The organism is Carboxylicivirga caseinilyticus (assembly GCF_050589785.1).
In the GTDB taxonomy this organism is placed as follows: Bacteria; Bacteroidota; Bacteroidia; order Bacteroidales; family Marinilabiliaceae; genus Carboxylicivirga; species Carboxylicivirga caseinilyticus.
The window spans coordinates 40,374-65,666 of sequence record NZ_JBNGOX010000032.1 but is presented as its reverse complement, the minus strand read 5'-3'; the positions used below and the strand labels follow the sequence as shown (position 1 = coordinate 65,666).

Below are 25,293 nucleotides of genomic sequence, written 5' to 3'. Positions count from 1 at the left end.
AAGTCCCCTTCAGGGGATTTAGGGGTGACATAAAATGATATTTTATTACAAATTGAAACTAACGTTGTTCTGATGTTTAGTTTTTGGACACCCTCTTTTTTTATTCTAAAAGTTAAAAATGTGACTTAACTATTCGTTTTCACCTCCACTTCGTTAACTTATTTTATCCACTTTTTTACAACTAGGAAATTTCTATTAACGACTCATTTTCTATTCCTTACAACATTTACCATCTTCATATTATCCACTTTTTAACTACCTCTCTTTTTATTCGACCATAAGTAAGGCTCTCTTTACATCTGAATCCAAATGATTAGGATTTGTTTATCAATTCCAATCTATCAACATTAAATCCACAGATATGAAAAGAAACCATCAAACTTCTTATGTCGACACGGGTCCGTGTAAATCGACATTAACATTCAACCAACCTGTAATCAGTTACCATTTTTTTTTAGAACATATAAACACACTATGAAAAAATCATTGTTAAATGCAAGGTATAAAAGTCTTTTATGCCTGATCGGAGGGATTTTAATTTCCTTCAACTCGTTTGCTCAAAAAAAGAGCATTACGGGTACCGTTACAGACGAAACCAATATGCCCGTTCCGGGTGTATCAGTTATGGTGAAGGGAACCGCTCAGGGAACCATCACCGGCATGGATGGAACATTTTTATTAGAAGCTGAAATAAGTGATGATGCAGTACTTGTATTCAGTTTTATTGGCCTCGAAACACAGGAAATACCTGTAGGAGAAAAGAACTATTTCGCCGTTACCATGAAAGATGAAATAATGGGAATCAACGAAGTAGTTGTTGTAGGTTATGGTACGCAGAAAAAGAAAGATATTACTGGTTCTGTTGCTTTGGTAGATGCCGAGGAACTGGAATCACGTCCTAATACTCAATTAGGTTCCTTAATACAGGGCCGTGCTGCCGGTGTACGTGTAGCATCCAGCTCAGGAAAACCTTCACAAGGATTAAGCATTCGTGTGAGAGGAACCAACTCCATTACAGCAGGAAGTGAACCATTGTATGTTATTGATGGTATCCCAACCAGTGACACACGTTCCATCAACCCGGCTGATGTAGAAACCATGACTATTTTGAAAGATGCTTCTTCAGCAGCGATTTATGGAGCTCAGGGAGCAAACGGAGTGGTATTGATCACAACAAAGCAAGGTAAAGGAGGAAAACCAAAAGTTAATCTGGATGCCTATACCGGTTTTTCTGAAGTTTGGAAAACACTGGATGTATTGAATGGTGAACAATACCGTGATTTAATGACCGAGATGGGACAATCAACTGATTGGAACCGTTATAATAAAAACACCGATTGGCAGAATGAGGTTTTCCGTCGTGGTGTTTCTCAAAACTATCAGCTATCCTTATCGGGTAAAAGCGAAAACACTACCTATTACGTATCAGGTGGTTGGGTACAGCAAGTTGGTGCCGTTCGAAGCTCAGAGATGGACCGTGCAAACTTTAAAGTAAACCTGGATCAGGAAGTAAATGATTGGTTAAGTGTTGGAACTCGTATTGCCTATACCAAATACCGCGATGTTGATGTAAACGATGGCAGTGCAGTCAATAATGGAGGTGTGCTTATTGGCTCTATTAATACTCCTTCTGTAATAGGAATCTATAATGAAGATGGAACCTTCACAAGCAATCCATTCCAGAACTGGGAAAACCCCGTTGCTAGTACCGATGGTTCTGATCGTGAATACAAAAGCGAGCGTTTCCTTGGAAATATGTACCTGAAAGTAAACTTCTTAAAGGATTTCAGTTTTAAAAGCAACTTCGGAGTAGATTTCAGTAATGGTATCTACGATTACTTCCTTGATCCGTATCGCACAAGCTATGGTATAGCCAAACAAGGTATTGCAACCAACAATACTGATCGTAAGACTTACTGGATGGCTGAAAATACTCTTTCGTACAATAAAAAAGCCGGTAGGCATTCTATTGAAGCATTGGCTGGTAGTGTAATGCAAAAGTTTCTATGGGAAAATGCTTATATCACAACAGAAAATTTTGCCAGTGATGGTGTAACAACTTCAAATGGTGGATCTATCATTGCTTCTGCTGGTAATACAAAATCGGAAAAATCGAATGTATCTTATATCAGCCGATTAAATTATGCTTTTGCTGATAAATATCTTTTAACAGCTAACTTCAGAGCTGATGCTTCTAGTGTATTTGGTAAAGATAATCGTTGGGGTTACTTTCCTTCATTCTCTGCAGGATGGAGGATCTCTCAGGAATCATTTATGCAGCAATTTGGTTTCCTGAATGATTTAAAGGTTCGTGCTGGATGGGGTATTGTAGGTAACGATCAAATCAGCAATTATGCCTATTATGGAACAGTAGGTTCTAATAATTATCCTATCGGAACGCTAATGCCTGGAACATATCCTAATGCGATGGATAACAATGCCCTTAAATGGGAAGAATCGGAACAAACAAACATCGGACTGGATTTTAGCGTATTAAACGGTCGTGTTCAATTCACTGCAGATGCATATTTACGTATCACCCGCGACTTATTACTGGATGCACCTCTGCCAACAAGTACCGGTTTTACTTCAGCTCTGCAAAACATTGGTAATTTGGAAAACAAAGGTCTGGAATTCAGCCTGAATACCACAAATATTGATAAAGAAGTAAAATGGAACACTACTTTTAATATCTCATTTAACCGTAATAAAGTAACTAATCTGGTAGTTGAAAGTTTGCCTATGGGTAACATATCAAACCGGGGCGAAGCTGTTTTATTGGCTGAAGGAGAATCATTAGGAACACTTTATGGTTATATCTGGGGTGGAGTTGATCCTGCAACTGGTAACGCTTACTATGTTGACAAAAACGGTGAAAGTACTTTTACTCCTGAAGCTGATGACCGCACAATTATTGGTAATGCAAATCCTGATTTCTTCTATGGATTAAACAATACCTTAAGTTACAAAGGTATCGGATTAAATATATTTCTGGAAGGATCGTACGGCAATGATATGTTGAATGCAACACGTATCGACTCTGAAGGAATGACTGATCCAAAAAATCAACTTTTATCAGTAAACAGCAGATGGAGAAAAGAAGGTGATGTGACTGATATTCCAAAAGCCAGCTGGGCTAATACAGCCAATTCAAGAATATCAACCCGATTTATAGAAGACGCTTCTTATATCAGATTGAAAACAGTTACACTAAGTTACGATCTGCCTAAAACCCTACTTTCTAAAATCAATATTAGTAATGTAAGAGTTTATGCAACAGGTGAAAATCTATTAACATTCACAGACTACTCAGGTTTCGACCCTGAAGTGAATGCATTTGGAGGATCAAATACCATGCAGGGAATCGACTATGGGACATATCCACAGACCCGTAATCTGATCTTCGGATTGAACGTTACTTTCTAATTCAAAAACTTTGAAATGATGAAATTTAAAACCTATATATTAAGCGGATTAATTGCTGCAACAGCTTGGTCATGCGAAGACTTTTTGGATTTAAAACCAATTTCTTCAGAAACTACTGCCAGCGCTTACACTAAACTAAGTCAGATTGAGGCAGCACTGACCGGAACTTATGCTTCCTTTCAGGCCGATGCCTATGTTTGGAACAATGTACAGTTTCAGGATGTAAGATCAGACAACCACTATGCGGGAGGCGATAATGCTTCTATCTATGAGATGGATTATTTGAAAATATCAACTACAAATGATAAGGTCTATCAAAGCTGGTCGAACATTTACAATGCAATTTTAAAAGCCAACATTGTGATGGAACGCGTGGAAGAGGTTACCGATCCACAGCTTACCGAGACACGACGCGATCAGATCAGAGGCGAAGCATTATTTTTAAGAGCCTACAATTATTACAACCTTGTAAACTTATTTGGTGGTGTTCCTTTGGTGTTGGATGCAACAACTTCAACCGACCCAGGTGTTGTAAACAAACCACGCTCTACAACTGAAGAAGTTTTTGCTCAGATCATTACTGATCTGGAGGAGGCAACCACATTATTGCCTGATACATACGGGAATGATGCAAGTATCAACAAAGCACGTGCAACAGCAGGAGCTGCCTGGGCATTAATGGCAAAAGCGTATGCTCAAAAACCAACTCCCGACTATAATAAAGTGTTGGACTGTATTGCTGAAGTTGAAGCCAGTGATGCCAATTATAAATTGATTGATTACACTTATCTTTTTGATGGTGCTCATTACAACAACGAAGAATCAATACTTGAAGTGCAATGGATAGCTGGAGCCGATGGTAACTGGGGCCCACAATTGTTATTACCTCCTTCAATTTCAGGTGATACTTGGCGTAAATTTATTACTCCATCAAAAGACTTATTGGCGGCATTTGAATCGGAAGGTGATGAAATTAGAAAAAACACCACTATCCTGTTCGAGAATGTATCATGGATTGATGAATATTATGGCATTGCCGAACCAACCAGTGATAATCCAAAACCCAATAATGTAGCCTTTGGATACAAATGGAAAAATGCAGCCGGATGGTCAAGTGGTGATCGTCAATACCTGCTTCGATTTGGAGATATAGTATTATTAAAAGCTGAAGCTCTAAACGAGACCAATCAGTTGGATAAAGCTGTAATTGAAGTAAATCGCATTCGTAACCGTGTTGATTTACCCGAACTGACAGCTGATCAGAAAAGTTCAAAAGAGGTACTAAAATCAACTATTCTGAAAGAACGTCGCCTTGAATTGGCTCAGGAAGCACAACGCTGGGACGACCTAGTACGCTATGGCGTGGTGGTTGAAACCATGAATAATCTGAATGAAATTGATTTGCGAACTGGCCAGGCTGTTGATTACAATATGACAGAAGCAAAAATTCTGTTGCCTATACCTCAACAGGAATTGGACAGAAACCCTGCATTGGTACAAAATCCTTTATAGACTGAGTTATGAAAAAATTAAATATACTAACGGCTTTATTAGCCATGATATTGGTTTGGAGCTGCGAAGAAAAAAGCAACTTACAACCTGAAGGGAACTGGGAGCTAAGCTCTCCCACTACCTTACCCTTGAATGATAACAATTCTTTGGTGTTGGATGAAGAGGATCCTTTTGGAAAGATTGTCTTCAGTTGGAACGAAGCTACCTCAACAGAAAATTATGGTGTTTATTACACAGTTTTAATTGACTCATTGAATGCTACAGATGCGTCTTCTCCTATCCTGTCATTTAAATCATTGGAGTCTGGAAAAAGTACATCTGCAACAGTAACGAATCTGGAGTTGAATGATGCATTGTATATGGCTGGATTTAAAGCCGGAGAAGCCCTGGAATTGAAATGGACGGTTGTTGCCAACTGCCTGTCAAAATCAACTTCTGCTGAAGATGAGATGACCATAACCCGTTACGATGACGATAAATTATTTATCGCCGGTACTGCTACTGAAGCGGGAGACAATGTTTCGTCTGCAATTTTAATGAAACGTTTATTCAACGGAGCTGGTGAAAAACTAAAGTTGTATGAGTCGTATACCGAATTAACATCTGGTGATGGTTTTATGGTGTACAACGGACGAAGCCAAAATGCAATCGCATATGGACTGGATAGCGAAGGAAAGCTGGTTCGCGATGGTGAAGCTATTACTGTTGACGAAGATGGTATTTACCAGATAAGCATTGATTTTGATGCTATGAGCATATCATTTTATAAGATTGATCGACTGGCATTAATAGGTTCTCCTCTGGCAGGAGGCTGGGGTTCTGACGAAGCCCTGACTTACCAGGGAATGGGAGTTTGGCAATCAGATATCAGTTTTGTTGGTACAGGTGGTTACATTATTCGCGCAAATAACAACTGGGAAGGTATCATTAAGAAGGTAAGCGGAACAGTAAATGAAGTGGTTCGTGAAGACTTTGGTAATGCCTACAGTATTGGATTTGAAGATTTCCAACAATCTGAAGCCGGATATTACACCGTAACACTTACTCTTACAGGTGACGAATACAGCATCAACCTCGAAAAAGCTCCGGATCAGCGTATGTACCTGATTGTAAACGGTACAGATTCATATGAAATGTCACTGATTGGAGAAGGAACATTTAAAACAAAGAAATACCTGGCGTTACAAACAACCGACCAACTGACTGTTAACACAGCATCGGATGGAAGTGGTACAAGTTACAGCATAGCAGAAACCATTGGTGAAGGATCGGGCGATAAGGTATCCGGATCTACTGCTCTTTCTGAGAGTTCATCAGCATTTTCTGTTATACTTGATCAAATGTACAGCATAACAGTTGATATCAATAACAGCGAGTTGAGCTGGCATTACTACACGATGAAACTCTTCCACTGGGATGATGATGCTGATGGTGGCTGGGATGCCCGTATCGAGTCTGAGATGACATATGTACATCCATATACTTTTACGGTTACTGCCGATTGTTATTCAACTCACGAATCTAAATTCAATTCGCCATGGGATATTTCCTTTGGAGCCGACAATGAAACGGCCTTGAGTGGAACAATGACCAATCAGGGTGGTGCAAACTTCAGAAATATTACAACCGACGGAACCTATGATATCACCATTACAGTGGCTGATGATTATTCAACAGGAACCTATGAATTTGTGATGCAATAAAAAATTAAGGCTACCCTGATATGATGGATAACAGTCAGGGTAGTCTTGTTTAAAGACTTATATAATGAATTTTAAAATCAACCGATATTCTGCTCCAATAGTACTTCTGGTAATGTTTGGCCTGATGGGAACACGTTGCAATAAGGAATCAGAAGGAACAACGCCTCCGCCACCTGTTGTAGAGGAAGCACTGAATGTAACTTGTTATCTGTCGTCTTTCGACGGTAGTTCTAAATTTTCAAAGCAGGATGTAAGCTTCAGTAAAGTTGAACTGAATAATAATCCCACCATCACCATTGATACTCAAACTCAATTTCAGGAGATGGACGGTTTCGGATATACCTTAACCGGAGGAAGTGCTATCCACCTAAAAAATATGAGTGATAGCAAACGAAGCGCTCTTCTTTACGAATTGTTTAACCATGATGACAATAACATTGGAGTAAGCTATCTGAGAATCAGCGTCGGAGCATCCGATCTTGATCCCGAGCCTTTCTCATACAATGATCTGGCAAGTGGAGAGACTGATGTTAACATGGAAAAATTCTCACTGGCTCCTGATAAAACAGCCTTAATACCAGTGTTGAAGGAGATATTGGCAATCAATCCTGAGATTAAAATATTGGGGTCGCCCTGGTCACCTCCTACCTGGATGAAAACCAATAATGCAACCAAAGGTGGTGAGCTACTAAAAGAATATTATTCAGCTTACGCTCTTTACTTTGTAAAGTATGTAGAAGGGATGGCTAAAGAAGGGATTACCATTGATGCGATTACTGTTCAGAACGAACCTTTGCATCCGGGCAATAATCCAAGCTTGTATATGCCAGCTGAAGATCAGGCTGAGTTTGTAAAAAATCATCTTGGACCAGCATTTGAAGCTGCCGGTATTGGAACAAAAATCATTGTATACGATCATAATGCTGATCGTCCCGATTATCCCATCACCATATTGAATGACCCGGAAGCAAAAAAATACATTGATGGATCTGCCTTTCACCTGTATGGCGGTAGCATTGATAATCTGAGCCAGGTACATAACGCTCACCCTGACAAAAACCTGTACTTCACCGAACAATGGATTGGAGCACCGGGTAGCTTTGGAAACGATATGGTTTGGCACATCAACAACCTGATTATCGGTGCCAGTCGCAATTGGTGTAAAAACGTACTGGAGTGGAACCTGGCAGCCAACTCAGCACTGGAACCTCACACTAATGGGGGATGTACTGAGTGTTTAGGCGCTTTAACCATTGATGGCGACAACGTAGTTCGCAATCCGGCATATTATATCATAGCTCATGCCTCTAAATTTGCAAGACCGGGATCAATGCGTGTTCAGTCAAATCAACCCGGTAATCTGGCTAATGTTGCATTTGTTGCTCCAAATGGTTCGCTGGTCATTGTTGTGGTTAACAACAACGATTCTAATCAAACATTTAACCTTGAGTGGGGCGACCAACTGATTAGTGCAAGCTTAGCTGGCAAGGCTGTTGCCACCTATGTCTGGAATCAGGATTAGATGTAAACACATTTTTAGTTCAAAAAACTCACAAATAACTCACAACTGAGAGAGACCTTTTCGTTAATTCACTTTAGTGCTATAGTTTTAGAGCACTAAAAGTGGATTACGATTGAAAAACCAACAATAAAATGAAAATAAATTACTTGCTTGGGCTTAGCCTATTTTTTGTTGCCTGCTCCTCACCACAGAAGCAAAATGCTGATTTGAGCACTGAAACGCAATTTTCAGCTGAAGGAAAAACTATAACGGTTTATACCACTTCAAAGGATAGTGAGAGTAAAATGTCTATTGGCGATCGATTGGCTTTTGGTCAGGCTGCACAACCTTTGGAAACTGAAATTGCAGTATTTGTTAATCCTGATAAACAGTTTCAGACTTTTCTGGGAATTGGCGGTGCCATAACCGATGCATCGGCCGAAGTTTTTGCACAGCTCCCTGAGAGCAAGCAAGAGGAACTGATCAATGCCTATTATGGACCAGATGGAATAGATTATACTTTGCTTCGTACCACCATTCACAGTAGTGATTTTGCCAGCGGAAGCTATACCTATATTGAAGAAGGTGATAAAGAACTTAGCAGTTTTTCAATTGAGCATGATCAGCAATATCGTATCCCAATGATTAAAAGAGCCATGGCAAATGCAAGCGACTCACTGGTGTTTTATGCCAGTCCCTGGAGCCCTCCTGCATTTATGAAAGGCCGTGAAAACATGCTGCAGGGTGGTAAATTATTACCTGAATTCTATCAAGCCTGGGCCAATTACTATGCTAAGTTTATCAAGGCGTATGAGGCGGAAGGAATGCCAGTTTGGGGATTAACAATACAAAACGAACCAATGGCTGTTCAAACCTGGGAATCTTGTATTTATACTGCCGAAGAAGAACGTGATTTTCTGAAGAATTACCTGGGGCCTACATTGGAAAAAGAAGGACTGGGTGATAAAAATATTGTTGTATGGGATCATAACCGCGATTTGATTTCGCAACGGGCCAACACCATTCTGGGCGATCCGGAAGCGGCCAAATATGCCTGGGGAGTTGGTTTTCACTGGTACGAAACATGGGCTGGTGGAGAACCTATGTGGGAAAATCTGCGCAACGTAAAAGAATCTTTCCCTGATAAGGAATTACTTTTTACCGAAGGCTGTGTGGAAAAATTTTCGCAGGAAGGATACCAGCGCTGGAGCAACGCCGAACGTTATGGTCGCTCAATGATAAATGACTTCAACTGTGGAACAGTTGGCTGGACCGACTGGAATATTCTTTTGGACCAAAACGGTGGCCCTAACCATGTTGGTAACTTCTGCTTTGCTCCTATCCATGCCGATATTAATACCGGAGAACTGATTTATACACCTTCGTATTATTACATCGGACATTTCTCTAAGTTTATTCGTCCTGAAGCTAAACGTATAAGCACAACAGTAAGTAGAAGCACCATTATCAGCACATCCTTCTTAAACGAAGATGGTAAAATGGTAACTGTTGTGATGAACGATAAAGAACAAGCTGTAACCTATAAATTAATTGTGGGCGAGTGGGAAACTGAAACAACCATACCAGCTAAGGCTATCCAAACTTTAGTATACTAGCAACCTATAAACCCCCTAACGACTGCCCCTGTTGATACTTTCTTCAGGGGCTTTTTTATTGATTCAAATGGTAATTCATCAAATAAAACGGATTCCAATCCATTCTCTTTTTTCGATGAAACTTTTAATTTATGATTTCATCCAGTAGCTGCTTCACTTTATTTCCGTCCCATTTAGCAGCACCTTGCTTCTTCATCAATAGTTTTCCTTCAGGTGATATCAGAAATGAGGCCGGAATACTGCGCGATGATAAAACATCGGGTAATCGTCCCGAAAGATTATAAATAGGAAAAGTATAACCTTTTGATTCAACAAATTTCTTCAAAATATCTGCCTCTTCGTTGCTGGCCAATACAAAAACCATTTTATCGCCATACTCCTCGTAAAGTCGCTGTATCGATGGCATTTCTGCCAGACAAGGAGGACACCACGTAGCCCACAGATTCAAAAATACCGGTTGTCCTTTAAATTCGGAGAATGTGTGTCGCTCTCCATTCATACCGGTCAGATACCAATTGAAATCATTATCCTTCAAGTAAATTACATCTTCTGTTTGGCGAGGTTGAAACATGCTGTAACGGATAATTGTTGCCGATACAATCTTTCGCGATGTTGGAAACAACATTGAAATTAACAACGCAGTAAAAATAAAATCAAAGGCAATTCCCCAAATTGTTTTTTTACGCCTGTATTTATTCCATTGGTCTGACCAAAATCCTTTCTTCTTTTCCATAAAAATACCTTTGCTTAGCTAGAATATAACAAACGTAGTCTTATTTGGTTAAAGCAACAATTTCCAGAAGGATGAATGTGTTTTTTGAGCAGAATCTGTTAATTCTGTCTTTACCATGTTGTAACTTTTGTCTACTCCTGCTTTAAGTCTGAATTGATCAATATCGATGGTTATTTTATGAGAGGCATCAGGAGTTAGCACTAATGGGAAAACACTATTGACACCACTTTTCAAACGAAATTTTCTCGATTTTTTAAAAACTCCGCCAAAAACCAAAACCGGAGCATCCAGTGTGATACTATCTTTGGTTTTATTAATCACGGTCATTCGTGCCAGCCTTGTTTTGGATTCTTTCTGACGTTTAATTACTAACGAAACCCACAAAATAGAAGGAGCAATCTTGTGAAACCATTTTCTTTTGAAGGCTACATAATACAGTAACCCTAATCCCATTAAAAGTAAAAGATATTCGCTGTTAAACGATTTTCTATGTTCCTGAATAAGATCATCCGTATTTGAATTTGTGAGGGGCTCCAATTCCTCCAGCGAATGCTCAACTTGTTCAGTTGGATTGGAATCAATATCTGTAGTTCTGTTGATACGGCCACCCTGACTGCAAACCTGCATCATGATTAGAAAAAACAAACCACCTATGATCCAAAGCCGGTATTTAAAATAAAATGCTTTTAGTTCCTCCAGGTATTTTTTCATCACGAATATTTTGGAAAGGCCTGCAGCCCTTTGTAGTTAATGTAATATTCTCCATCTACAACCGGATGCGCCATTTCTTCCTCTGTTTCACCGTTTGCATTCGCAATTCCAACACTGGCAAACAAACAAATTGCGTTGTGTTTGGTTCCATGTTTCAATACATCAGCAGCTATATGAGGAACCAAAATTCCCATCTCAGGGTAAGCAGTGGTGCGAACCACTACAAAATACCTCTTGCCATCTTTGGTAGCTAATATCTGAGGATTAACATCGGTTTCTTTACGAACATTCAATACTTCGTAGCCGTTGTCAATCATATCTTTGTAAACCACCTTTATTCCCAGAAAATGAAGTTCTTCCTGAGTCATTATCTTTCCCTTAGCCATCATCAATTCTATTTGCGCCCAAAAATGGGATTTTTAATGCAAATAGAAAAAAATACCTCTTTACAAGATTCTTAAAATGTTGTAAATTCTTAGTTCATTTCAGACACAATTATTCTTTTACCCCTTTAATTGGAGGAAACGTTATGCCATTTACACGCCTAGAGGAATTCCTCAACAGAGAAAAAATTAATTACAAACGAATTGTTCATTCAAGGGCTTATACAGCTCAAAAGACTGCCGCCTATGCGCATATTTCAGGAAATGAAATCGCTAAATCAGTCATTGTAAAAATTAATGGCAAAATATCTATGGCAGTTGTTCCGGCTTCGTACCAGCTTGACCTGAATGAATTGAAACGTGCCACTGGTGCTAAAGATGTTAGATTAGCAACCGAAACTGAATTCAAGGATTTATTTAAAGATTGTGAAGTAGGTGCCCAGCCTCCTTTCGGCAATCTGTACAATCTGGAAGTTTTTGTTGCCGAAAAACTTACTGAAGACACCAATATTGCCTTTAATGCCTGCAACCATGCAGAGTTGATACAGATGACATACAAAGATTATCAGCGGCTTGTGCACCCTACTGTCATTAAAATTGCCCGCACAGCAGTAGCCGAAGCTTAAGTTACGCTGAGGGATGAATGAGTGAACACCCTGTTGCCATCAAGCAGGGTGTTTTTATTTGATGTTAAGTTTGAACGAAAATAATGGACTCCCATCCGCATAAACCGTAAAATATCCTGAATTTCGATTACCTACTGGAACGCTAAATGTAAGTTGATCTCCATTCTTTGAAAATTCAATTGAAGTTGACTTCTTTGCTCTGTCAAAAGCAAAATAAAGATTATTAATCCCTTTGTTTGTCTTTAATAAAAAAGATACTTCTCCTTTTTTCACCCTGGTAATAATTCCTTTGTCCGGTGTTATCAATTCATCATCTGAAAAAAGATATGCATGATGATAAAACGGAGCCTCTGCAAAATCCTTTTCATTCATTTCTACCAGTCTCCAATTTTTATCTTCCGGTAAATGTTGTGTAAAGAATCGATCAGATGGCATCATAAAGTATCCATCTGTAAATTCCTTTACAAACTTACGTGTTGAAGGATCAACCGAACCTGCCCCCCAGGTAACATCCAACAGGTGCCATTGATTATTTATCTTAACAGCATTCCATGCATGATCCGAACCCTTTGGTTCTTTTCCAATGAGCTGATACGTATTTTTTGATGCTCCGCTAATGACAACACTCTCCAAACCACACAAATCGCACAAAGCTTTGTATAACGAAGCATAGCCTTCACATACAGCTTCTTTCTTTCGCAAAGTGGTCTGAATCATTTTATCGCGGATTTCCTTCTCTTTGATTTCCTTCTCTTCCAAAGTACGGTAAGAAAATTTCACCGACATATTCTTGCCTGAAAAAAATGTTTTAACATCGTATTCAATATTCAATGCGATCCATGTATAAATGGCAGCAGCTTTATCCAAGTCAGTTTTAAAATCCCTGTTGATGATATCCGCCAAATCTTCTGTTTTTTTGAATGATGTGGGAAAGTTCGATACTTTTTGAATCAACTCAGAATCTATCTGCGAAAAAACACTCATACTGCACATTACCAACGCCATAAAAACACCTACTTTTTTCATAATTCAAAGATAAGATATCCCTTAAATATTAATAATCCTTAAAATTAGAACAAGCTTTGTACCAAATCTGTCTACCATTCTGATTTATCATACTTTTGAGGAATGAAGAGAACAGGGGCTTTAATAAAACCACAATCTTTCCCGTTTTATTACGGTTATATAGTACTATTTTTTGGAAGCGTTGGAATATTGGCCAGTATTCCGGGACAAACTATTGGTATTTCAACCTTTACCGATCCTGTTAAAGACGCTTTGGGATTGAGCCGCGATCAGTTTAGTTTTGCCTATGGCATTGGAACATTTATAAGCTCATTGTTACTTACATATGCCGGAAAACTCTATGATAGATATGGCGTTATCTGGTCTGCCACCTTCTCCATTCTGATACTTTCAGCATCATTGGTAATAAGCTCATACAGCCAGGTGGTAAGCGAAGGCATTTTCAACGTTTTTCATTTCAAACATTGGACTATACCGTTTACTTTAATGACAATACTTTTTGCCATCATCCGGTTTAGTGGTCAGGGAGTATTAACCATGGTGTCGCGTAACATGGTAATGAAATGGTTTGATCGCCTGCGCGGAAGAATTAATTCCATCAGCAGTATCAGTGTGGCTTTTGGATTTTCAATTTCACCATTAATCATTGATGGATTAATTCAAAACAATGGTTGGCAAAATGCCTGGCGTATCATGGCTGCCTCCTTGATGGTTGTTTTGGTAATCGTATTTTTGTTTTATAAAGACAATCCCGAAAAATATGGATTGCAGGTTGATGGGAAAAGTTCGGATAAAAAAAGAAGTAAAACTTCTCTTACTTCGGAGCAAAATTTCACCCTTGCAGAAGCGCTCAATACAAGAAGTTTCTGGATGTATGCACTAATACTTTCGTTTCATTCCTTTTTTGTAACCGGTTTTACATTTCATGTTGTTAGCATTTTTGGCGAGGCCGGTTATGAACGTAGTGAAGCTATCTCGATATTTTTTCCAATTACAATTGTGTCGACACTCATATCTTTTGCCGGAAACATTATCAGTGACTGGATTAAACTAAAAATCCTTCTTTACATCATGATTTTCGGTGCCATATTATCCACTATTGGATTAATGATACTTAATTCGCCTGTAGGATACTACCTGATTTCAATTGGCTTTGGTATGAGTTCGGGTTTATTTGCTGTATTGATGTCGATTGTATGGCCACGATTTTTTGGTCGCCTGCATTTGGGAGCCATCTCGGGTAAAGCCATGTCAATGTTGGTTATGGGAAGTGCAGTTGGCCCCTATCTTTTCAGCCTTTCATTTAATCTTACTGGTCAGTATGGATTTGTCTCATATCTGGCACTTGCCTTCCTGGTAATGCTGATGATTGGTTCAGTCAAAGCCAACCCTCCAATTAAACAAGAATAATATCAGGTATTAAGCACAAATCCCACTTTGGGCACATTTTCGATGTTTACTGAGGTATCATCCTTAAGGTATTTACGCAGTTTAGCAATAAACACATCCAGACTACGTCCGTGGAAATAATCATTTTCGCCCCAGATAGCAACCAAAATATCTTCGCGACGAACAATGTTATTCATCGATTTACAAAGCATCTTCAAAACATCGCTTTCTTTTTGGGTGAGACGTTTAGAGTCATCCCCTAATGTCAGCATCTGGTTTGATGAATCAAAAGTATACTGTCCGATAGTGAATTCAGTTTCCTGATCTTCCTCCTGCAGTTGAAGACGGTTTAAAATGGCCTTAATACGCAACAAAAGTTCATCTTCATCAAAAGGTTTGGTAACGTAATCATCTACTCCCAGATTAAAACCTTTAATCTTATCTTCTTTCATCGAACGGGCCGTTAAGAAGATAATGGGTATTCGTTTATCAACCTGTCGAATATTTTCGGCAATGGAAAAACCATCCATACCCGGAAGCATAACATCTAAAATGCAGAAATCAAAAGAATGGTTCTTAAAAGCCTCCAGTCCTTTGATGCCATCTTTGTATAACTTTACATCAAAGCCGTTAGTCTCTAAAAAATCAACAAGCAAAAAACCCATGCTTGTATCATCCTCAACAAGTAGTATTCTAGCCATTTGCTAAAGGTAGTATAATTATAAATTTTGTGCCTTTACCTACTATACTTTCCAGTTTTATCTTTCCATTGTGTTCCTCAATCACCTTTTTAACGAAGTTAAGTCCCAGCCCAAAACCCTTAACATTATGCACATCACCTGTTCCAACACGAAAATACTGATCAAATATAAAAGGTTGATCTTTCTTGGCAATTCCAATACCATTGTCCTCAATCGAGAAAATCAGCTCCTTGTCTTTCGACCAACTCGACACTTTAATCAAAGGTTCTTTATCAACATATTTCAAAGCATTATCAAGCAAATTGGAAATAACCTGAGAAAGTCTGCCATTATTGGTATCAATCTCTGCAAATTCAGCCTTCAGGTCAAGTTCCAGTTGGCCATTCAATTCCTGAATACGATACTGATAACTATCGGCTACTTCTTTCAGCACGGCATTCATATCAACCCTGTTCTTTTTACATTTCTCAGGTGAATCGCATGAGATATTGAGTATTTCGTTCACATGTGACTGCATTCGGTCATATTCGTTCAGAATAACACCGGTATATTCATCGGTCTTTTCCTGATCACCTTTTTTCTTTCTGATAAGGTTGGTAGCTAATCTGATATTAGCCAAAGGAGTTTGAAACTCATGCAACATGTTATTTACAAACTCACGCGTCTGAGCCATCTGCATCTTCTCTCGTCTGATCATTCGTAAAAGAATGATGTACGACCATACCAGAAACCCGATTGCGATAACAGAAACAATAAATAGCCCCTTCATTTGATTAAGAATAAACCGGGTACGGTTCGGGAATTGAATCTGAATACCTATTCCCTGCTCCTGCAGCAATCCATTCAATGATTGTTGATAGAATTTAGCGCCAAACATCTTGTTTGAATTTTCAACACCAATACTATCACTCAATACAAAAGTAAACTCCAATGGCAGATGATACATACATAAGTTGGCTCTTATAATGCTGTCAACCTCTGTCTTTCGCTTCTTCTCCGTTGCTCTCGGACAATCTTTACCGCACAAAAAATTATCCATCTCAGGACAGATCCGTCGGGCCAGTTCATCTTTCGAATCTTTTAAAGCCATTACTACCCTGTGGTTAAAATTCTGCTCAGCCATGCGAGCTGCCTTTAACAAATAAACAACCTGAATGGCAAGTAAAACAGCCAAGGCCACAAAGGTTATAATGGAAAGCCAGGTATTACTCTTTTCTTTTTTCATTTACTTTTACAAACTACTCTTCAAAATTACCTATTAAAAGATATCCTTGTCCGATTTTAACAACGCGTTAACAACGATTAACATCGGGATAACCTATTTTTGGTTCAAAGGATCCTAGTTTTGATTCATCAAATTAAGAAACTTTATTAATCATTTAATTAATATCATTATGAAAAAGACATTGGCATTTTCGTTTTTAGTACTTTTTACTTTAGCAATTGCTTCACCTGTTATGGCAGAAGTTTCTCCACAAGAACCTGTAAAAACAGAGAAGAAGGAAGAAAAGAAAGCATGTACTAAAGAAACCAAGAAAGAATGCTGCAAAAAAGAATGCAGTGAGAAAAAATCTTGCGATAAAAAGAAAGAGGAGAAAAAAGGATAGTAATTTTCCCTAAAATAACTTAAAAGACGTCTGTTCCAATTGGTCAGACGTCTTTCTTTATAACTTAGTTGTAACATGTTACGAATTAATTCGTATTCTATGTGTCTATTATACATTATCATCGGGGGAAATGTATAATTACTGTCAATGTTGAACTGAGATATAATTGTATGATTTTTTTATCTGTTTGGGGGAGAATAGCCTTTTTAGGCTTTGTAGCCTTTGTAATGGGCTATTTTTTATTAAAACTACTTTTTAAGAATAGTATTTTTTTCCGTATTGGTGCGTTATGGATATTAAACGTATTTATAACGGTAATTAACAGTCGTTTACTGCACGACTATCCGGATCATTACACGTATTGGGTTGCCATGGTAGTAGGAATTGGAACAACCATCGTACTACAATCTATTGTTTACAAGCAGGTTCGTAAGCCATTGCTTGAAATCGTTGCCAAACTCAATCATTTATCTGATGGCTATATTTCAAGTCAAACCAGCGAGTTTAAAGGTACTCTAAAGGGTGAAATACTGGATATTCATAATTCGCTTGATGTATTACAGAAGCAATTAAGTGATGCCATTATCGCTGTAGAGATTTCAGCCAATGAGGTTAGTAAAATGAGCGAAACCATTAATAGTACAGCAACCGATCTTTCTTCAGGAGCAAGCCAACAAGCTTCAGGAGTTGAAGAGGTTTCTTCTTCCATGGAAGAAATGGCTGCCAATATTGAAGCCAATGCTAAAAATGCTGCTGACACCATGGTTAATTCCAATCAAACCAATGAAGCTGTTTTGGAAAGCTTTGATAAAACACAAAAAGCTTTGAATGCAATGCAGCTAATCAGCGAGAAGATTAATATTATTGATGAGATTGCGGTACAAACCAATTTACTGGCCTTAAATGCAGCGGTGGAAGCTGCACGCGCAGGTGAGGAAGGCAAGGGTTTTGCGGTGGTTGCCGGTGAGGTACGCAAATTAGCTGAACGAAGTAAAACAGCTGCCAAGGACATCTTGGAGCTGGCAGGCAATGGTAATGTAGTGGCAGAAGAAGCCATGCAGAAATTACAAAGTACCTTGCCATTGATTGAGAAAAATGCCAATCTTATTAATGAAATAACCACATCCAGTAGCGAGCAGAATATTGGAGCCAGTCAGATTAACTCCGCCATACAGAATATCAATGTTACAACGCAGAGTAATGCTGCTATTTCGGAGGAGATGAGCTCAACCTCTAATCAACTGGCAGATCAGGCAGCTGAATTGATTAGAAAACTGGGTTTCTTTAAAATAAAACATTAAAATAATAACCCGATACTCAGGCTCAAATGGTTTTGAGCTCCGTGAGGATTGGTTGATATTTCAGAACCGTCAATGGTTACATACTCATCTTTCAGATTGGGCATAAAAACCAACCGTGTATGAATATCTAAAAGAACATTACCGCCTAAATCAAAAAGTATACCTGCCTGGGGAGCTAACCCGGGCATTACTTTTTGGTACTTATATGTTTCTGATGAAGCAGCCACTTCATTGTTGGAGCTATATGTACGTCTGTTTAATAAAGCAAAAGCTCCAAAAGCAACTCCTGCGTATGGTCTTACTTCATCGGAATCAAAGTAGATATTTCCTTCGGCCAGCAATTGAATGGTTTGATAACTGCCATTCACCTCTCCCCAATTGGAAACATTCCAGTAATCATCAGCTGTTGATTGATACTGATATCCCAGATCCCATCCCAGGCTTAGGTTTTCCATATAAAACCACCTGCCAAAATATGCAACCTGTATACCGGCTCTTGACATATCCTTAAATCCATAATTTAAATCCTTGGGTTTAGAAATGTTTGTGGGTAATGTAAGTCCAATTCTTCCACCCATAAAAACATCTTTTTGCTGGGCCAAAACCGACTGATCTACTATGGTGCAAAGACATATCAGAAAATAAACGACAGATAGCTTTTTCATATTTCAAAAATATAAGATTATTCTCATTCAGCCATCAATGAATAAAGCAATAAAAAACCCCGCTGCTTTTCAACGGGGTACTATATCAATTGAAAAATATCTATTCAATCACTTTTAGCTCTTTTCCGATCTTTACAAAGGCCTCAATGGCATGATCCAGATGATGACGTTCGTGAGCAGCCGACAGCTGAATACGAATACGTGCCTGACCTTTAGGAACCACCGGATAATAGAACCCGATAACGTAAATTCCTTCTTCCAGTAAACGGGCAGCAAATTCCTGCGATAATTTGGCATCGTATAACATCAATGCTGCAATAGCAGATTTACTCGGTTTTAAATCAAAACCTGCCTCAGTTAATTTAGCTCTGAAATATTCAGCATTATCCATCACCTTATCGCGAAGAGCTGTTGACTCAGTCAACATTTTAAATACTTCTAATGAAGCTCCAATAATTGATGGTGCCAAAGAGTTAGAAAACAAATAAGGACGTGAGCGCTGACGCAACATGTCAATAATTTCCTTGCGACCGGTTGTGTATCCTCCCAGGGCTCCACCTAAAGCTTTTCCTAAGGTACCTGTAATGATATCCACTCTTCCCATAACATTGTTATATTCATGCGTGCCACGACCTGTTTTTCCAATAAATCCGGCTGCATGACAATCATCCACCATTACCAAAGCATCATATTTATCTGCAAGATCACAGATCTGATCCAATTTGGCAATATCGCCATCCATTGAGAAAACACCATCAGTAACAATAATACGGAATCGTTGTGCCTGAGCTTTTTTCAGTTGTTCTTCCAGATCTGCCATGTCAGCGTGTGCATATCGATAACGGGCTGCCTTACACAAACGAACTCCATCGATGATGGATGCATGATTCAATGCATCAGAAATAATGGCATCCTCATCTGTGAATAAGGGTTCAAAAACGCCACCATTCGCGTCAAAACAAGCGGCATATAAAATTGTGTCCTCAGTACCCAGAAATTCAGCAATCTTAGCTTCCAGTTCTTTATGAATATCCTGTGTGCCACAAATAAAACGAACTGATGACAAACCATATCCATGGGTATCCATAGCTTTTTGACCTGCTTCTACAACTCTTGGGTGAGATGACAATCCTAAATAGTTGTTGGCACAAAAGTTCAAAACAGTCTTACCACCTACCTGAATTTCGGCACCCTGAGGTGAGGTAATAATTCGTTCGTTTTTATAAAGGCCTGATTCTTTAATGCCTTCTATTTCATTCTTCAAAAAATCCTGAAACTTACCGTACATAGCTTAATGTTTTTTGCTGGTTGAGTTAGTTTATAATCTTTTTCAAATGTAACAGTACTGAAACTAAAGAAATATGATATTAAGCATACTATTCAACCCTTATTAATTAAGGATTTCCTTAATCTTCCCGTGAATCTCCTTCCAGGTATCTTCTGTCATTTTAGGACCAATCACTTCAATTACATGACCCGAAAGAATAGAACCAATATTTCCACATTTGGCCAAATCAAGATTTTGAATTAATCCGTACAAGAAGCCTGCAGCATACAAATCACCAGCTCCGGTAGTATCAATGCTTTTTACCGGAATGATACCTACTTTAACTACTTCATCAAAACGCTTTATCAGCGATCCTTCTTTACCCAGTTTTAAAACAGCTACTTCTGTTCCCTTTGCTAATTCATTTAAGGCTTCTTCACCTTCTTTACCGGTATAGGCTTTAGCTTCTTCTTCGTTGGCAAAAATGATATCAACATAATTCTCAACCAGATTCTTCAAAAACTCTAGGTTATCTTCCACTACATTAAAGCTGGCTAAGTCGATACTGGTTTTAAGGCCTTTGGTTTTTGCAATCTGGTAGGCTTTCTCAATCAAAGATTTATTCTGAACCAGGTACCCTTCAACATGAAAATAAGTGTAGCCTTCAAACAAATGCTCCAATAAATCATCGGCAGATAACTCAATGGCTGCACCTAAACAGGTTGCAAAAGTACGCTCCGAATCAGGACTGATCAAAGCAATGGCTCTACCCGACTCTGCTTCACTTTCGCTTAAATGAGGTGTAATGTTATTACTTGACATGTCGTTTCTGAAAACCTGTCCTAACTCATCCTTTCCAATCTTGCCAATAAAACCGGTTTTTACCCCTAAATTAGCTAGGCCATGGATGGTATTGGCAGCAGAACCTCCACTGGCCAGATTCTTCTTTAAATGAGCGGTTGCTTCCATCACTTTATTGGCAGCTTCGCTATCTACCAACTGCATACTTCCTTTCGGTAAGCTCAGTTTTTCCAACAAAGAATCGCTTTCCAGCCTTGCCAACACGTCTACTAATGCATTTCCTAATCCCAGTACACTACTCATAATTAAATCATTATTATTTTTTCGATATTTTTAATTCAAAAATTTTCACAAAGATATTGCATATTTTGAAGATTCCTTATAGTTTTGCACAGCATTTGAGAAAAGCACAGCCACACGGGTTGTGCGATACAAACTGAAATGAAAAAATTCCCTAGTAGCTCAGTTGGTTAGAGCGGCGGACTGTTAATCCGTAGGTCGTAGGTTCAAGTCCTACCTGGGGAGCTTCATAAAAGTTAGACGAAGCTCTTATAAAAAATATTTGATTCCCTGGTACTCATCCCGATAACTATCGGGAGGTTAGAGCGGTCCCGAACGATCGGGATTAATCCGCAAGTCTTAGACATCTATCCAGAGTAAAAGGTAAAAATTCCCTAGTAGCTCAGTTGGTTAGAGCGGCGGACTGTTAATCCGTAGGTCGTAGGTTCAAGTCCTACCTGGGGAGCTGAGAAGCCATCCATTTTTGGGTGGCTTTTTTGTTTTATATCAATAATGTTGGTTAGAGCGGTCCCAAAGTTTCGGGATTAATCCGTAGGTCGTAGCTTCTCCCAATGAATCGGAAACCTGAGGTGCTATGAAGCTTTCTAATTTAAACACCATTTTTTGTCTTATCGCATGTTTAGTCCTGAAGTAACAAAATTAATTCTTAGGTCATAAGTTCTTCTGAAGATTCTGATAGTTGAGAATCTAATAATATCTAAACCATTTATACTATATAATATACTAGAATTGAAGTATCTTTAATTTTATGTACTTCATATACATACTATATTCTCTTAAATCTGATAGATATTATATCGGCTACTCTCCGGATCCACACAAGAGACTTCTAGAGCACAATTCTTATAGAGATAAATCAAAATACACAGCTAAACACCAACCGTGGGAGTTAAAATGTTTCTTCGAAGTCTCGAACAATATTTCTGATGCAATCAGAGTTGAACGTTTTATTAAGAATCAGAAGAGCAAGGTTTTTCTTAAGAAACTAATAGCTCAATTCAATGATCCGGAATTTATACAATCCATTATTATCAATGCTACCCGTTAGAGCGGTCCCGAAGCTTCGGGATTAATCCGTAGGTCGTAGCTTCTCCCGAAGTATTGGGAACCTGAGTTGCTATGAAGTCATCCATTATTGGGTGGCTTTTTTGTTTTATATCAATAATGTTGGTTAGAGCGGTCCCGAAGTTTCGGGATTAATCCGTAGGTCGTAGGTTCTTCCAAAGAATAGGGAACCTGAGGAGCTATAAAACAATCCAAACACAGCATTTCCACTATATAAATTACTAGAATTGAAGTATCTTTAATTTTATGTACTTCATATACATACTATATTCTCTTAAATCTGATAGATTTTATATCGGCTACTCTCCGGATCCACACAAGAGACTACTTGAGCACAATTCTTATACAAATAAATCAAAATACACTGCCAAACACCAACCATGGGAATTAAAATGTTTCTTCGAAGTTTCAAATAATATTTCTGATGCAATCAGAGTTGAACGTTTTATTAAGAATCAAAAGAGTAAAGTATTTCTTAACAAGATTATAACTCAATTCAATGATCAGGAATTTATACAATCTATTATTATCAATGCTACCCGTTAGAGCGGTCCCGAAACATCGGGATTAATCCGTAGGTCGTAGGTTCTCCCGAAGTATCGGGAACCTGGGGAGCTGAAAAGCCATCCATTTTGGGTGGCTTTTTTGTTTTATATGATTTGATACTGTTAGTTGCAAACTAACCGTTAAATACGACGAAGTTACAAACTTCGCCGAACCATAACTTCACGTTTTTCTACATTGGCTAAGCGAAGTCTGAGACTTCGTTTGATAGATTTGGTAGTCTGCGACTACCGATACACAATTTATTCACAAATGCACTAAACAGTTATCACTGGCAAAATCAATGGTTCAATGTCTAATACAGACGATAGTGATGCATAGTTTCTAGCACTGGAATATAAATAATCTTCAGGATGTTGGACCAGCAGAGCTTTTACAGGATTGTTATGAATGTACTCAATTTTATCAGCAATAAACTTATTTGAATATAGATGAATCGCATGATTTTCATGTGTCCAAACCTGATATCTCTCGTTACGGCTATGTTTACCTGCATTATAGCAAAACCGATTAAGCATCCATTCTCGTCTGCTTTCAGGAATCACCTGAATTGTTTCGACTATCTTTTTCGAGGTATATTTTTTAAAGTCTCTGATGGTACCACTTAAATCGGCTTTTATACTGTGTACAACTAAATGAACATGATTGCTCATGATAACATAGGCAAACACCTGTAATTCTTTATAACGCATGCAATACTTCAGACTGTCAATAACAATATCTCTGTATATCGGCCTTGTAAAAACATCTACCCAATCTACTATTTGCAATGTAACGAAGTAAAGAGCATCCTGCTCTTTTATTTGATAGCCTGTTGTCATATCTAAATTTTTATGGATACTTCCTTTTACTGAATTTAAAAATCAGAGCAGTTCACACTTTAGAAAAACAAAACCATGGACTATGAGAAATCTGCGACTTTGTTTGTATTAAATTTGAACCACTGTATCTGATACTATTATTATGAACAAGAATTAAATAAGATAATTACTAATCAAATGATTTGACGTTGTTAGTTGCAAACTAACCGTCAATTAAGACTAAGTTACAAACTTCGCCAAACCATAACTTCACTATTAAACTAAGCAAAGTCTGCACTTTCTTTTCAAACAGACATAATCATCCATATTTGTTTCTTTCTTTGCAAAAGATCCTAATGTTAGCTAGACTATTAGTTACATGATCAGATACTGTAAGCTATAAACTAACATTCATTTATTTCGTAGTTCAGAAATTAAACAAGCTAAAGACAGTAATCCACTTATAAAACTAAAAGCCCTGCAATTCATAAATCGTCAGGGCTTCCTATAATTTATTCAGATTATTATTGAACTATGATACCAACTTTTTCGAGTTGTTGCCGCTCACTATCTTCAAAAAACAGATCCAGACATTCGCGAAGATCGATGCAGTAGGCGTTTAAATTATCAAACGCTTCATGTTTTGCTTCTGAAGCAACCTGTGCCTCTCCGCTTTCTCTGGCCGCATCACTTTTTAATTGATCCAGTTTATCCAAATCGGCCTTACATTGCCTCACCATTTCCTGATTGATTCCAATCAATTCCAGCTTTTGCTGAACAATAGGAAAAAGAATAATACCATTCATTACCTGCTCACATAATGCCTTCCAACCATTATAATCAGTTGGTATGGGGTCGTTAATATGCATGTTAGCCAGCACTATTTCGTCATTTTTAAAAAAGTAACGAATCGCTTTGCGAATCTTTACCAATACTGAATGTAATTGCTCATCAACTTCGTGATATGCCTTGGTAGCCATGCTGGCCTCTATCATTTCCTTATCCTGTGCTATCATACTTTGTTTGGCCAACTGAAGTAACTCGTTGCCTTTAGCCAGACGCTCTTCATTATAAACCGGAGCAATCCGTTGTTTGATTTCTTCAACTTGGTTAACCCCCATTATAAGGATGCGGGATTTTTCATAGGTTTTTTCATAACTTGTTTTCATCTTATTTAAGTTTAATAGCCATGTTGACATAATATTCAACATTAGCCTGGGTTACTATTTGGATATATTTAGCTTTAATAAGAAATAACAATAAACAAAGTAATTTATGGCGATACGAGATACATTTTATAATTACATAAAAAAACATATTAAAAAGCACAAGTAAATTATATAAATAAAATAATATATGCAAGTTTATGATTACAACACTAAGACTTCATAAAAAGTCTCCTGTATCATTAAATGGATGACATCTTTACTATTACTGTTCATTACTACCTTGCTTTAAACCCCTGCTCCCTCACTTTTATGGGTCGCTACCTGACTTTCTGTCATAACTTCTGCACTTTCTTCTATTGCTACCTTGCTTTTGTACCCTGCTACGCCACCTTTAAGCCTTTGCTACCCAATCAGCAGCTATTACTAC

Annotated in this window: 22 protein-coding genes and 2 tRNA genes; 13 read left to right on the top strand and 11 right to left on the bottom strand. The window is 38.2% G+C overall.

All coding sequences use genetic code 11. The features are described 5' to 3' along the window. Positions 1 to 474: 474 nt before the first annotated feature. The 5 genes from ACRD62_RS15725 (at position 475) to ACRD62_RS15705 (ending at position 9,758) form a co-directional block, all read left to right on the top strand. The gene (locus ACRD62_RS15725; RefSeq protein WP_430821066.1) at positions 475 to 3,426 is read left to right on the top strand and encodes a SusC/RagA family TonB-linked outer membrane protein; all 2,952 of its coding nucleotides are present in this window, start codon (positions 475 to 477) and stop codon (positions 3,424 to 3,426) included. A gap of 15 nt (positions 3,427 to 3,441) precedes the next feature. Continuing rightward, positions 3,442 to 4,938 (top strand): RagB/SusD family nutrient uptake outer membrane protein, encoded by a 1,497-nt coding sequence (locus tag ACRD62_RS15720; protein ID WP_430821065.1) that lies wholly within the window; start codon positions 3,442 to 3,444, stop codon positions 4,936 to 4,938. An 8-nt stretch (positions 4,939 to 4,946) separates the two neighbouring features. Next, complete coding sequence (locus ACRD62_RS15715) at positions 4,947 to 6,641, top strand: SusE domain-containing protein (RefSeq protein WP_430821064.1); 1,695 nt, start codon at positions 4,947 to 4,949, stop codon at positions 6,639 to 6,641. Between the two features lie 64 nt (positions 6,642 to 6,705). Continuing rightward, the gene (locus ACRD62_RS15710; protein WP_430821063.1) at positions 6,706 to 8,163 is read left to right on the top strand and encodes a glycoside hydrolase family 30 protein; all 1,458 of its coding nucleotides are present in this window, start codon (positions 6,706 to 6,708) and stop codon (positions 8,161 to 8,163) included. A 131-nt stretch (positions 8,164 to 8,294) separates the two neighbouring features. Next, positions 8,295 to 9,758 (top strand): glycoside hydrolase family 30 protein, encoded by a 1,464-nt coding sequence (locus ACRD62_RS15705; RefSeq protein WP_430821062.1) that lies wholly within the window; start codon positions 8,295 to 8,297, stop codon positions 9,756 to 9,758. A gap of 124 nt (positions 9,759 to 9,882) precedes the next feature. On the opposite strand, the gene ACRD62_RS15700 is transcribed toward ACRD62_RS15705, so the two are convergent. From ACRD62_RS15700 to ACRD62_RS15690, 3 genes are read right to left on the bottom strand one after another with little or no spacing between them, the layout of a single operon-like run. Then, entirely contained in the window at positions 9,883 to 10,491 is a 609-nt protein-coding gene (locus ACRD62_RS15700; protein WP_430821061.1) for a TlpA family protein disulfide reductase, read from the bottom strand. Positions 10,492 to 10,539: 48 nt separating this feature from the next. After that, on the bottom strand, positions 10,540 to 11,202 hold the full coding sequence (locus ACRD62_RS15695) for a hypothetical protein (protein ID WP_430821060.1): 663 nt from the start codon (positions 11,200 to 11,202) through the stop codon (positions 10,540 to 10,542). After that, a complete protein-coding gene (locus ACRD62_RS15690; RefSeq protein WP_430821059.1) occupies positions 11,202 to 11,588 on the bottom strand; it encodes a DUF8840 domain-containing protein in 387 nt (128 codons plus the stop codon). The genes ACRD62_RS15695 and ACRD62_RS15690 overlap by 1 nt, the downstream gene beginning before the upstream one ends. Positions 11,589 to 11,731: 143 nt before the next feature. On the opposite strand from ACRD62_RS15690, the gene ACRD62_RS15685 reads away from it, so the two are divergent. After that, on the top strand, positions 11,732 to 12,211 hold the full coding sequence (locus tag ACRD62_RS15685) for an aminoacyl-tRNA deacylase (protein WP_430821058.1): 480 nt from the start codon (positions 11,732 to 11,734) through the stop codon (positions 12,209 to 12,211). A gap of 54 nt (positions 12,212 to 12,265) precedes the next feature. On the opposite strand, the gene ACRD62_RS15680 is transcribed toward ACRD62_RS15685, so the two are convergent. Next, the gene (locus tag ACRD62_RS15680; protein WP_430821057.1) at positions 12,266 to 13,237 is read right to left on the bottom strand and encodes a transglutaminase domain-containing protein; all 972 of its coding nucleotides are present in this window, start codon (positions 13,235 to 13,237) and stop codon (positions 12,266 to 12,268) included. A 102-nt stretch (positions 13,238 to 13,339) separates the two neighbouring features. Here ACRD62_RS15680 and ACRD62_RS15675 point away from each other — a divergent pair, with 102 nt between their 5' ends. Next, positions 13,340 to 14,647, top strand: a complete 1,308-nt coding sequence (locus tag ACRD62_RS15675) for an MFS transporter (RefSeq protein WP_430821056.1) — start codon at positions 13,340 to 13,342, stop codon at positions 14,645 to 14,647. Between the two features lie 2 nt (positions 14,648 to 14,649). Here ACRD62_RS15675 and ACRD62_RS15670 read toward each other — a convergent pair whose 3' ends face one another. Both ACRD62_RS15670 and ACRD62_RS15665 read right to left on the bottom strand, forming a co-directional pair. Then, positions 14,650 to 15,327, bottom strand: coding sequence for a response regulator transcription factor (locus ACRD62_RS15670; protein ID WP_430821055.1), 678 nt, complete (start codon positions 15,325 to 15,327; stop codon positions 14,650 to 14,652). After that, entirely contained in the window at positions 15,320 to 16,552 is a 1,233-nt protein-coding gene (locus ACRD62_RS15665; RefSeq protein WP_430821054.1) for a sensor histidine kinase, read from the bottom strand. The genes ACRD62_RS15670 and ACRD62_RS15665 overlap by 8 nt, the downstream gene beginning before the upstream one ends. Positions 16,553 to 16,721: 169 nt before the next feature. On the opposite strand from ACRD62_RS15665, the gene ACRD62_RS15660 reads away from it, so the two are divergent. Both ACRD62_RS15660 and ACRD62_RS15655 read left to right on the top strand, forming a co-directional pair. Next, positions 16,722 to 16,934, top strand: coding sequence for a hypothetical protein (locus ACRD62_RS15660; RefSeq protein ID WP_430821053.1), 213 nt, complete (start codon positions 16,722 to 16,724; stop codon positions 16,932 to 16,934). Positions 16,935 to 17,104: 170 nt separating this feature from the next. Next, on the top strand, positions 17,105 to 18,235 hold the full coding sequence (locus ACRD62_RS15655; protein ID WP_430821052.1) for a methyl-accepting chemotaxis protein: 1,131 nt from the start codon (positions 17,105 to 17,107) through the stop codon (positions 18,233 to 18,235). On the opposite strand, the gene ACRD62_RS15650 is transcribed toward ACRD62_RS15655, so the two are convergent. The 3 genes from ACRD62_RS15650 to ACRD62_RS15640 form a co-directional block, all read right to left on the bottom strand. After that, the gene (locus ACRD62_RS15650; protein WP_430821051.1) at positions 18,232 to 18,900 is read right to left on the bottom strand and encodes an outer membrane beta-barrel protein; all 669 of its coding nucleotides are present in this window, start codon (positions 18,898 to 18,900) and stop codon (positions 18,232 to 18,234) included. The genes ACRD62_RS15655 and ACRD62_RS15650 overlap by 4 nt on opposite strands. A 100-nt stretch (positions 18,901 to 19,000) precedes the next feature. Continuing rightward, entirely contained in the window at positions 19,001 to 20,188 is a 1,188-nt protein-coding gene (gene kbl, locus ACRD62_RS15645) for a glycine C-acetyltransferase (protein WP_430821050.1), read from the bottom strand. A gap of 102 nt (positions 20,189 to 20,290) precedes the next feature. Next, positions 20,291 to 21,271, bottom strand: coding sequence for an adenosine kinase (locus ACRD62_RS15640; protein ID WP_430821049.1), 981 nt, complete (start codon positions 21,269 to 21,271; stop codon positions 20,291 to 20,293). A 148-nt stretch (positions 21,272 to 21,419) separates the two neighbouring features. Between ACRD62_RS15640 and ACRD62_RS15635 the strand changes: the two genes are divergently transcribed. The 4 genes from ACRD62_RS15635 (at position 21,420) to ACRD62_RS15620 (ending at position 22,879) form a co-directional block, all read left to right on the top strand. Further along, positions 21,420 to 21,493: transfer RNA gene (locus ACRD62_RS15635), tRNA-Asn, on the top strand. Between the two features lie 146 nt (positions 21,494 to 21,639). Then, positions 21,640 to 21,713 (top strand) — tRNA-Asn (locus ACRD62_RS15630). A gap of 303 nt (positions 21,714 to 22,016) precedes the next feature. Then, positions 22,017 to 22,316, top strand: coding sequence for a GIY-YIG nuclease family protein (locus tag ACRD62_RS15625; protein WP_430821048.1), 300 nt, complete (start codon positions 22,017 to 22,019; stop codon positions 22,314 to 22,316). A gap of 263 nt (positions 22,317 to 22,579) precedes the next feature. Further along, positions 22,580 to 22,879, top strand: coding sequence for a GIY-YIG nuclease family protein (locus tag ACRD62_RS15620; protein WP_430821047.1), 300 nt, complete (start codon positions 22,580 to 22,582; stop codon positions 22,877 to 22,879). 275 nt (positions 22,880 to 23,154) lie between these two features. Here ACRD62_RS15620 and ACRD62_RS15615 read toward each other — a convergent pair whose 3' ends face one another. After that, a complete protein-coding gene (locus tag ACRD62_RS15615) occupies positions 23,155 to 23,718 on the bottom strand; it encodes an REP-associated tyrosine transposase (RefSeq protein WP_430821046.1) in 564 nt (187 codons plus the stop codon). 503 nt (positions 23,719 to 24,221) lie between these two features. Beyond that, positions 24,222 to 24,866, bottom strand: coding sequence for a PQLLE family protein (locus ACRD62_RS15610; RefSeq protein ID WP_430821045.1), 645 nt, complete (start codon positions 24,864 to 24,866; stop codon positions 24,222 to 24,224). Between the last annotated feature and the right edge of the window lie 427 nt (positions 24,867 to 25,293).

What these genes read in the sequence shown, in the direction of transcription:
- ACRD62_RS15680 (WP_430821057.1), bottom strand. Translation starts at nt 13,237, where the DNA reads ATGAAAAAAGTAGGTGTTTTTATGGCGTTGGTAATGTGCAGTATGAGT.
- ACRD62_RS15655 (WP_430821052.1), top strand. Translation starts at nt 17,105, where the DNA reads ATGATTTTTTTATCTGTTTGGGGGAGAATAGCCTTTTTAGGCTTTGTA.
- ACRD62_RS15690 (WP_430821059.1), bottom strand. Translation starts at nt 11,588, where the DNA reads ATGGCTAAGGGAAAGATAATGACTCAGGAAGAACTTCATTTTCTGGGA.
- ACRD62_RS15625 (WP_430821048.1), top strand. Translation starts at nt 22,017, where the DNA reads ATGTACTTCATATACATACTATATTCTCTTAAATCTGATAGATATTAT.
- ACRD62_RS15640 (WP_430821049.1), bottom strand. Translation starts at nt 21,271, where the DNA reads ATGAGTAGTGTACTGGGATTAGGAAATGCATTAGTAGACGTGTTGGCA.
- ACRD62_RS15620 (WP_430821047.1), top strand. Translation starts at nt 22,580, where the DNA reads ATGTACTTCATATACATACTATATTCTCTTAAATCTGATAGATTTTAT.
- ACRD62_RS15705 (WP_430821062.1), top strand. Translation starts at nt 8,295, where the DNA reads ATGAAAATAAATTACTTGCTTGGGCTTAGCCTATTTTTTGTTGCCTGC.
- ACRD62_RS15670 (WP_430821055.1), bottom strand. Translation starts at nt 15,327, where the DNA reads ATGGCTAGAATACTACTTGTTGAGGATGATACAAGCATGGGTTTTTTG.
- ACRD62_RS15720 (WP_430821065.1), top strand. Translation starts at nt 3,442, where the DNA reads ATGATGAAATTTAAAACCTATATATTAAGCGGATTAATTGCTGCAACA.
- ACRD62_RS15715 (WP_430821064.1), top strand. Translation starts at nt 4,947, where the DNA reads ATGAAAAAATTAAATATACTAACGGCTTTATTAGCCATGATATTGGTT.
- ACRD62_RS15710 (WP_430821063.1), top strand. Translation starts at nt 6,706, where the DNA reads ATGAATTTTAAAATCAACCGATATTCTGCTCCAATAGTACTTCTGGTA.
- ACRD62_RS15700 (WP_430821061.1), bottom strand. Translation starts at nt 10,491, where the DNA reads ATGGAAAAGAAGAAAGGATTTTGGTCAGACCAATGGAATAAATACAGG.
- ACRD62_RS15725 (WP_430821066.1), top strand. Translation starts at nt 475, where the DNA reads ATGAAAAAATCATTGTTAAATGCAAGGTATAAAAGTCTTTTATGCCTG.
- ACRD62_RS15695 (WP_430821060.1), bottom strand. Translation starts at nt 11,202, where the DNA reads ATGAAAAAATACCTGGAGGAACTAAAAGCATTTTATTTTAAATACCGG.
- ACRD62_RS15665 (WP_430821054.1), bottom strand. Translation starts at nt 16,552, where the DNA reads ATGAAAAAAGAAAAGAGTAATACCTGGCTTTCCATTATAACCTTTGTG.
- ACRD62_RS15685 (WP_430821058.1), top strand. Translation starts at nt 11,732, where the DNA reads ATGCCATTTACACGCCTAGAGGAATTCCTCAACAGAGAAAAAATTAAT.
- ACRD62_RS15610 (WP_430821045.1), bottom strand. Translation starts at nt 24,866, where the DNA reads ATGAAAACAAGTTATGAAAAAACCTATGAAAAATCCCGCATCCTTATA.
- ACRD62_RS15650 (WP_430821051.1), bottom strand. Translation starts at nt 18,900, where the DNA reads ATGAAAAAGCTATCTGTCGTTTATTTTCTGATATGTCTTTGCACCATA.
- kbl (WP_430821050.1), bottom strand. Translation starts at nt 20,188, where the DNA reads ATGTACGGTAAGTTTCAGGATTTTTTGAAGAATGAAATAGAAGGCATT.
- ACRD62_RS15675 (WP_430821056.1), top strand. Translation starts at nt 13,340, where the DNA reads ATGAAGAGAACAGGGGCTTTAATAAAACCACAATCTTTCCCGTTTTAT.
- ACRD62_RS15615 (WP_430821046.1), bottom strand. Translation starts at nt 23,718, where the DNA reads ATGACAACAGGCTATCAAATAAAAGAGCAGGATGCTCTTTACTTCGTT.
- ACRD62_RS15660 (WP_430821053.1), top strand. Translation starts at nt 16,722, where the DNA reads ATGAAAAAGACATTGGCATTTTCGTTTTTAGTACTTTTTACTTTAGCA.